This is a genomic window from Bacillus silvicola (assembly GCF_050524305.1).
GTDB lineage: Bacteria > Bacillota > Bacilli > Bacillales > Bacillaceae_G > Bacillus_A > Bacillus_A cereus_AT.
The window spans coordinates 365,983-374,934 of sequence record NZ_JBNGVC010000002.1 but is presented as its reverse complement, the minus strand read 5'-3'; the positions used below and the strand labels follow the sequence as shown (position 1 = coordinate 374,934).

Below are 8,952 nucleotides of genomic sequence, written 5' to 3'. Positions count from 1 at the left end.
CCATATGAACAATGGACTGAACTGTTACATAACACAATAAAGCTGGAACTAGCCAAATACGATTAATTTTCACTTTACGTTCTTTACCTTGCATTAAAACGATAATAAGAATAACAACGATAATATCCAATTAAATTCCCCCTATTTACACGTTTCCCTTTAAAAATTATATTCTCCTTTCTTTATTCCATACTTGAAATGCAATAGCCACTTTTAATTGTAAAATATGGAATGTAATCTTTCATCAGTCTTAAGCATTATTTATAAAAGTCAAAAGACGTACTTTTTACTCGTACGCCTTTTAATACCTTTATTCAAAACAAGTATATCCATGAACTCGTTTAAACTTTTAGTTATCAATAGATTCTACACCTTTAGAATTAGCCTTATCTAATACTTGAATGTTAAATTTAGCAGCTATTTTTAAAGCCATTTTATAAATAATAAATCCAAGAATAGAACCTAGAACATTACAGGTTACATCATCAATATCAGTAATGCGACCCCATCCACTAAATAACGACTCAATTAATTGTAATAATTCAATACAAACTGATATAACAAAACCTAATAAAATTATATTTTTGCTCTTTTTACATGTATCCCATATTATTGGTGCTAAAAATCCTAAAGGCATTAATAATAAAATATTCCCGCCTACATTCCTTACGATTAAACTAGTCATAAATAGGACATCACCATCATAAGCACTCCCTATTTGACCAATATCTTTAATAATTGATGCAAAGGGGATAATATTGACTGAACGACTAAGATTTTCAATCCTAGAAGGAAAGCCAATTGGTAAAGGGAATAAAGTTACTGCAACAAGCATACAAATGTATACTACAAATAGAAAACTAATTAATTCTTTCCACCAATTTACATGCTTTTTATTTTTCATCCCAATTAAAATACTTCGTACAATCAAATAACAGATAACTCCCAAAACAATAAACACACTACCGCTGATCATATACAAACTGCTAACACATCCCTTCAGATCAATATCAAAACTGTATATCATCATTTTTATATATAACCATACGAATTACAACTTAAATATTCAACTGAAAAATTTACGTGCGTATAATTTGATTTTTATCTGTATAGAATTACAGTCCATTAAAGAAAACCTTCATTTTGTAAATTTAACGAAGGTTTTTAATTTATTGCTTATCACGCATTAACTAAAATATTTTTCAAAGCAGATACAATCATGAACCCGTTTAAACTTTTGCCTTATCTCTTCTTTATTTTCACCTGTGTAATGAGCAAATGTTTGAACCGGATATAACTGTTTTATATTACTATTTATTACACCTTTTATTTCGTCTGTATGATCGGAATAAACATGTAAATATGAATCTACGTTTACAAATTCGTTCTTTTCATACCATCCATGTACCCATAGATCGTCCCTAGTCCATGCTTCCAGTCGATTTAGCTTAAGTTCTTTAGCTATCTTTTCTGCTTCATGTAATAGTTGATCACCAATTTTCATTCTACGGAAATCTGGATGAACTGCAATATGCCAAATCATACCGCCAAGACCAGTTCCTCTTGAGCAAACAGTACGTTCTTCTAATTCGTATTCAATATCTATCAAACCCACTATTTGATTTTCGTGTACAGCTACTAATTCAATAGCAGGATTTTCATATTTTTCTTTCTCTCTAAATACGTTATCATAATATGCTGTATCTAAAAACGATAACGCACGGCAACGTACCCAGCCTATTTCGTCTTCTTTTTTATATGCTCTAATTTTTATATCCATGTAATTAAAAAGCTCCTTCTATTTCTGTCATTAATTTTTCGGGTCCTACTCCTTTATTTGATGGAATAACTAATGTAATTCCTAAGTCTGGATATATGGCCGAGCGAAAACTAACGCCTGGATCATATCCCATTACATGATATTTAAAAATGGTATTCTGTTTTTTCTCAATCCATATTCCATAACCGTAAGACTGGCTATTATTCACCGAAATATGAGGAGTTAAAAGTAAATTTGTAAATTGGTGGCTTAATATTTCATTGTTAAATAGAGCCTTCCAAAATTTCAACATGTCTGGTGCGGTAACGTAGGCACCGCCATCAGCACCTCCCTTAATAGGTATAGAGTATGCATTTGTTCTCCATTTTTGATTATTCCCATCTTTTATATATCCAAGGGCTGTATCTTTAGGTAAACTATCTAAAGAAAAATAACCCGAATCATTCATGACAACTGGAACAAATATATTCTTTTCTATATATTCCGTAAATTCAAGTCCTGACTGTTGTTCTATAATTAATCCAAGTATGATAAAACCTGCATTGTTGTAGTGAAACTTACTTCCTGGGGCAAACATCATATTACTGTTTTGGAATAATGGTAAAAAGTCTCTTAAACCTTTTAATAGATACATAGGCGTTTTCTCCCAAAGATCCTCGAAATTATCCATAACACTTTCATCAAAATAATCCGGAATACCAGAGCTATGCGTTAAAAGTTGATGTATTGTAATGTCTTTATCGAAGTTTGGAAATTCAATACTTAAACAATCTGTTAACTTTGTATGAAAAGAAAGTAAACCTTTCTCAACGAGTTGACATATGCCGATTGCAGTGAATATTTTACATCCTGAAGCGATTCCAAATCTTGTTTGTAGTGTATTGGTTATACCTTCACTTCGGTTAGCGTATCCAAACGAATTTTCGTAGATAATGTCATTTTCTCTTTTTATTAAGATTGCCCCGGAAAACTCTAATTCTTGGTGTAATTCTTTGACAATTTTCGCAACCACATCATTTGTATTGATCATGACAACCACCCTTATCATCCAATAATGTTCTTCCACCTAATTATTTTTCAATATATAGATGGAAGAACCCTCTTATTACGTGCCATCAATTGTAAAAAAAAGAAAAATTATTTCGAATCTATTGATTCTGTTGAATATACCTTGGACCTTGAAGATAATAAGGTAAACGCACACAATATAATAGTAATAAGTAGCATTACCAATACTCCTACAATGACTACAAGTTGTATAGAAATGAATTGAGTTGCAACGCCGAACAGAATCGTTATAAAAATGGTTATTGCCGCAATAACAAGCCCATATATACTTCCGATCCGTCCCATCATATGAACAGGAACATTATTTTGATAAAATGTATAAAATCCTGTATTTGCATATGCCATAGAGAAAGATAAAATAAAGAATCCGATAGCAGCCATTAAAAACTCATTTGAAAAGGCATAAATCAAATATCCGATTGCAATGAATAATGATCCGATTCCAATTAGAAATGAAGGTACTAATTTTTTTGATAAAATTGTATTTGTTATGGCTCCTAAAATAAAACCCGCTCCAGCGATACTAACTAAAAAGCCATACTCACTATCTGTTAACAATAAAATTTCTTTCGCAAATGATAGTTCAAGTGAATCATTTGCGGTAGCTAATACCATCATCCCTTGGAATAAGAAGTAAACACATACTATATACACAGATTTTTTGCTAAAACTTAAAACTATGTTCCAATCTTTTTTTAGTAAAGCTAGAGACAATTTATCACTTGATGTATTAGAATCGTATTCTTTATCAAGATTAGGTAAAAGTAATGTAATGAACCCTGATAACAGAAATGCTATAGCATTCATATATATTGCAAAATTTGGTGTATTCGCTATTAAAAATATTCCCGCTACCGCTGGACCAATTAAAGATGCACCAGACCCTATTAAACTACGTAGTGAGTTGAAACGTTGTCTTTGCTCTACTGGAATTAATTTCGTCATATATGTCATAGCAGTTGGTTCATAAATCGCACTGGACATACTTATAAAAAATACTAAGAGGTAGACAATCCAAAGGGATGGAACTAAAGGTAAAATAGCAATAAATACTGCTCGATATATATCGAGGTGAATCATTAACTTTCGTTTATTTAAACGATCAATCATACTTCCTGACCAAGCGTTTGTAAATAACGTGGCTAATGGCTTTATCACATATAAAGTAGCAACAGCTAAGGCTGATCCGCCCATATTATAGACAAGTACATTAAGTGCTATTAGGTAAATCCATGCACCTAAATTTGCAATACCAACTCCGGACAGTAGTAATAAAGGATATTTCCAATCTTCAAGTATTTTTTTCACTTTAGGCACCCGCTTTCTAAATTGTTTTAAAACAATAAAAAAATCCCACCCCCCAAGACTTTTTAGTCTTAGGGACGAGATTTATCATCGCGGTGCCACCCTAGTTTGTTAATATGTCACCATATTAACCTTATCAGGTACTGCATTGCATTCATGCTTATACCTTAGCTCTATAACGGGAGCTACCGTCACACCATCCCCACATAAAAGGTTCCGATGTGCTGCTCAGAGGCTTGGTTCAATAAAGAATTTTTACTCCTTTTCAGCTAAATGGAGCTCTCTGTGAAAAATTCATTTTATTTACTCTTCTCTTCACTGCATTTAATGTTTTCCATATTATCACAAGTTTATTTAACTGTAAATAAAAAATAATCAGTCTTTTAAAGAGGTGTCTTTTTTGATTTTCGTCCAATTTGATAAATGTTTTATTTAATATTTTTCTAAAAAATACGGTGCGTGAAATTGCTTGGAATTGTATCAAAAAGAGCCTATTATCTACAGGCTCTTTCAAAATCCCTATTAATTTGTATTAGCTTCTGCTAATGGTTGTAACGGCGGTTCTAAGTCTAGCATTAAAGTATCTCCTTCTTGTAAGTCTTGTCCTTTTTCAATACTTTGACTTGTTACATATCCTGTACCGGTCGTTTTTAAATCTAATTTAAATAATTTTGATAAATACATAACATCGCGCATTGACCAACCTTTTAGGCTAGGCATTTTCACATTATTTCCTACTAGAAATATACGATCTCCTTCCCTCATTATTTCACCAGTCTGTGGATATTGTTTTATTATCTTTCCTTCTCCTAATAATACTGGCTGAAGTTTATCTTTTTCTGCCATATCCTTTATTACGTTTATCGATTGGTTCACATAATTTTGTACTTTTATTTCAGTTTGTTTAGTTGCATCTGCCATTTGTTTTTCTGTATATGGTTTCACTTTTAAATATTCTAGACTATTTTTCATAACTGGTTTAAAAATTTCAGCAAGAGGCTGGGCACCGTACTCATCGCCCTTTAATTTCGGTTGTTTAATAGCTAAATATACGACTAGCTGCGGATCATCAATTGGAGCCATTCCTAAGAAAGAAAAAATATAATTTTCTTTTCCTTCCATATATCGTCCATTTTCAGGATTGGGGATTTGCGCTGTTCCTGTTTTACCGCCAATTGAATAACCATCAATTTTATACATCGTTCCCGTTCCTTTTGACGAAGTTATTACTCGCTCCATTAAGCCTCTTACCTTTTCTGAGGTTTCTTTTTTTATCGGATTCCCAATTTCTTTAGGTTGATTTTCCATAATAACTTGTTTATTTGTTGGATTTACAACCTTATCAACAATATATGGTTGCATCATTTTTCCGTCATTTGCTATAGCTGTGGCTGCTTGTACTATTTGAATAGGAGTTACAGTAGAGCCTTGGCCGAAAGAAGTAGTAACTTGTTGGATTTGAGTATTTAACAATAATGTATTTTTACTTTCTCCAGGCAAATCTATACCTGTTTTTTGATTGAAACCAAATTTATTCATATATTGCTTGAATTTATTTGGTTTCAGTAATTGGTCTTCTAAAATAGAAAAGGCGACGTTCGATGACCTTTCAAACCCTTCATCAAATGTAATTGAGCCCCATCCATATCCACCATTATGATCTTTGATTTCTGCTGAACCAACTGCGTATTTTCCTGATTGGAAATATTCTTTGCCATTATATACACCTTCATTAATTGCGGCAGCTAATGTGAATACTTTCATTGTAGATCCTGGTTCGTATGCATTCGCAATTGGATCATTTAAAAAATATTCAATGTCTCCTTTGTTAGGATTATAACTAGGCTTACTAGACATTGCTAAAATTTGCCCGGTTTTTGGATCCGCTATAATACCTATTAACATAGAAGGCTCATAGTGTTGTTGCGTTTTATTCATTGCTTCTTCTAAAAAACTATCAATTTGTTTATCTAATGTGAGATATACGTTGTTCCCATTTTTAGCGGGTTCTACTTTTCCTATGTCATTTGTAAGTGGGATTCCTTTTCGTGAACCTACATATGAAACATTACCATTTGTAGAGCGCAAATATTTATCTAAACTTTTTTCGAGCCCAAATTTCCCCTCCGCATTACCTTTATCGTCTGGTCTTGCAAAACCAAGTATATACGAGGCGAAATCTTCATTTGGATATACTCTCGCTTTTTCTGTTGTGAAAGATACACCTGGTATTTTCAAATTATTAATTTCTTCCTTCGTTTCTCTAGACAAGTTACGTCCAATTTTACCAATTTCAACTTGTGTACGTCCTTCATGAAAATTTTTCATGATCTCTTCTTTATCAACCTCAAGCGCATCTGCTAAACGTTGTGCAGTATCTTCTTTATCTTTTAATTTATCTGTTCCTTTTAAATTTACAACGATGCGATATGTTGTTGAGTCTTGGACTAATACTTTACCGTTTTGATCATAAATCGTCCCGCGATTTGCCTCCAAAACTCCATTTTTGTTTTGTTGATCATTTGCAAGATCCTTTACATTAACATTATGTACGACTCCTACTGCTTGAATATAAAATATACGTAAAAGCATAATAAGAAACAAAACAATAAAAGCAATCATCATATATCGAGCGCCTTTATTCGTTTGAAGTTTATGCATATTTATCTCCTTTCTTTTCCAATGTATTAATGTAAAGCTGTATTTCTAAATATGTTCTTTATTGTATTAGATACTATATTTTTCGAAGTTTTTTTAGTAATTCCTCTATAACAATAAGAAAACTAGCTATGTTGTTATCTGTTTTTTCGTATTTTATATTTTTAACATAAAAATACGGTAAGTGAAATTTAAGAATCTTCAAATAAAAAGAACCTACAAAAAGTAGGTTCTTTTTATTAAGCTATATGGTTATATTTCGCTAAAAAAGGAATTCGTTTTGCTACTAGTGCATACATTTTGAAAATAAAACTTGCTAACGGTTCAAATATACGTGCGCCTTGCATTACTAATCCACTTGTAATAAATGTTAAGAACGCAGCACCAATTATATCTAGAGGATAATGAACGCCTACGTACATGCGTGATACACCGACTAATATTGCCCATATTAACGCGATATACTTAAGTTTTTCTCCTCTAAGAATAAATACGAAAGCAATCGAAAATACGAGTACAGAATGATCACTTACAAATGATGAATCTGCTGCATGTGGTACTAATTGATTTACATGATGTGTTATAAAAGGACGCGGATGATAATAAACCGCATGTATAAGAACATTTACTAACAATGCAATACTAACTGAAATTGTCGTATATAACACTGTATATTGTTTTCTAATTGCATTTTCTTTCTTTCCATTATTGAACCATAGGATAAGCATGAATAGAATGGCTACATATGGAACACTATTTGTAATAGCAATCATTAGCGAATCTAATAGCTTGGATGATCCAGCAAAGTTATTAATCCATTGAAATACTGTGTAATTCATATTACTCTCTCCTTATTATTTCTCATTGTACTTTAAATAAAGATACAAGTTCTTGATTTACACAGTATACAACATCAATATGAAAATGGGCTTAAACTTTTCTCATCTAATTCTCATGTTATTACTATTCATTTGACAATCGTGTAACTATTTACAAGAGCTAAGTATGTATAAAGGTTGTAAAACATTTTAAATAGTATGGTAAACACTTTATGCATGAATATAATATTTAACATGTTCATTTAAATATAATTTCTCTGAAATCATATTTTTACTCCATACGAAGGGCAATATTACCGAATTGTTCTCCTTGCTGCATTCGATTTAAAGCTTGAATTGCTTCTTCTAATGGATATACTTTATCAATGATGGGTTTAATATTATGTTCCTCTATAAAATGAATCATCTCATTAAATTCTTCACTGCTCCCCATTGATGTTCCCATAATATCGATTTGATTATAAAATAATGCTCGTAACGGTAATTCAATTTTATCTCCTGAACTTGCACCAAAATTAACAATTCTTCCGTTTGGTTTTAATACATCAAAATATTTCGAGAAAGTCGCCGGACCTATACTATCTATAATTAAATCTACTTTTTCTCCATGTAAGCACTCTTCCCAATTACCAGAACTATTAAAAGAAAAGTCTGCTCCATATTTTTCTGCAGTCTTTCTTTTGCTCTCTATCCTTGAAGTAACACTCACCTTTGCTCCAATTGCTTTAGCAAATAACATAGCAAAAGTTGCTACACCACCGCCGATTCCTGGAATTAGAACATGTTCTCCAGATTTCAATTTCCCTTTTGTAAAAAGTGCTCTATATGCAGTTAATGCCGATAAAGATAACACACCAGATTCTTCCCACGTAAGATATGATGGCTTTTTCATTACATTTTCAGCTGGCACAATAACATATTCGGCAAACGTTCCATCTGCTGGTCCACCTAACACTTCAGGTAACGCTGGTATTTCGTGAGTATTATTCCATCCAATACTAGGATTTATAATAACCTCTGTATGTAGTGTGATATTTGAAACACCTTCTCCTAATTCCGTAACAATACCTGCACCATCTGATCCTAAAATTAATGGTAATTCCATTTCTTTTCTATTATTCATAATAAATAAATCACGATGATTTAAACCTGCTGTTTTTAATTTCACTTTAACTTCCCCAACATTAGGTGTTATCTCAGCTGATAATTTAAATTCTAAACCTTCTAATCCTGTTTTATGTTGATGTACAATAGCTTTCATTAATTATTCCCCCTTAATACTTTCAATGTACTAGAAATATC

7 protein-coding genes, 1 pseudogene and 1 other annotated feature are annotated in these 8,952 nt (G+C 32.0%); all 8 genes and pseudogenes read right to left on the bottom strand.

Going from position 1 to position 8,952, the window contains the following annotated elements:
• Positions 1-130 (bottom strand): annotated as a pseudogene (locus ACP6L7_RS09010) (DUF1453 domain-containing protein); the annotation flags it as partial.
• A gap of 219 nt (positions 131-349) precedes the next feature.
• Entirely contained in the window at positions 350-982 is a 633-nt protein-coding gene (locus tag ACP6L7_RS09005) for a VanZ family protein (RefSeq protein WP_141533397.1), read from the bottom strand.
• A gap of 204 nt (positions 983-1,186) precedes the next feature.
• Complete coding sequence (locus ACP6L7_RS09000; protein WP_097829301.1) at positions 1,187-1,780, bottom strand: GNAT family N-acetyltransferase; 594 nt, start codon at positions 1,778-1,780, stop codon at positions 1,187-1,189.
• A gap of 4 nt (positions 1,781-1,784) precedes the next feature.
• Positions 1,785-2,810 (bottom strand): serine hydrolase domain-containing protein, encoded by a 1,026-nt coding sequence (locus ACP6L7_RS08995; protein WP_097829302.1) that lies wholly within the window; start codon positions 2,808-2,810, stop codon positions 1,785-1,787.
• A gap of 107 nt (positions 2,811-2,917) precedes the next feature.
• Positions 2,918-4,156 carry an MFS transporter gene (locus ACP6L7_RS08990; protein WP_097829303.1) on the bottom strand — a complete coding sequence of 413 codons (1,239 nt, stop codon included), beginning with the start codon at positions 4,154-4,156 and terminating at the stop codon, positions 2,918-2,920.
• Positions 4,157-4,223: 67 nt separating this feature from the next.
• Positions 4,224-4,481 (bottom strand) — a binding site (T-box leader).
• A gap of 194 nt (positions 4,482-4,675) precedes the next feature.
• The gene (locus ACP6L7_RS08985) at positions 4,676-6,814 is read right to left on the bottom strand and encodes a penicillin-binding protein (protein WP_097829304.1); all 2,139 of its coding nucleotides are present in this window, start codon (positions 6,812-6,814) and stop codon (positions 4,676-4,678) included.
• A 236-nt stretch (positions 6,815-7,050) separates the two neighbouring features.
• Positions 7,051-7,650, bottom strand: coding sequence for an undecaprenyl-diphosphatase (locus ACP6L7_RS08980; protein ID WP_097829305.1), 600 nt, complete (start codon positions 7,648-7,650; stop codon positions 7,051-7,053).
• Between the two features lie 271 nt (positions 7,651-7,921).
• The gene (locus tag ACP6L7_RS08975; protein ID WP_097829306.1) at positions 7,922-8,911 is read right to left on the bottom strand and encodes a zinc-binding dehydrogenase; all 990 of its coding nucleotides are present in this window, start codon (positions 8,909-8,911) and stop codon (positions 7,922-7,924) included.
• Positions 8,912-8,952 lie beyond the last annotated feature (41 nt).

What these genes read in the sequence shown, in the direction of transcription:
- ACP6L7_RS09000 (WP_097829301.1), bottom strand. Translation starts at nt 1,780, where the DNA reads ATGGATATAAAAATTAGAGCATATAAAAAAGAAGACGAAATAGGCTGG.
- ACP6L7_RS08985 (WP_097829304.1), bottom strand. Translation starts at nt 6,814, where the DNA reads ATGCATAAACTTCAAACGAATAAAGGCGCTCGATATATGATGATTGCT.
- ACP6L7_RS08975 (WP_097829306.1), bottom strand. Translation starts at nt 8,911, where the DNA reads ATGAAAGCTATTGTACATCAACATAAAACAGGATTAGAAGGTTTAGAA.
- ACP6L7_RS08980 (WP_097829305.1), bottom strand. Translation starts at nt 7,650, where the DNA reads ATGAATTACACAGTATTTCAATGGATTAATAACTTTGCTGGATCATCC.
- ACP6L7_RS08995 (WP_097829302.1), bottom strand. Translation starts at nt 2,810, where the DNA reads ATGATCAATACAAATGATGTGGTTGCGAAAATTGTCAAAGAATTACAC.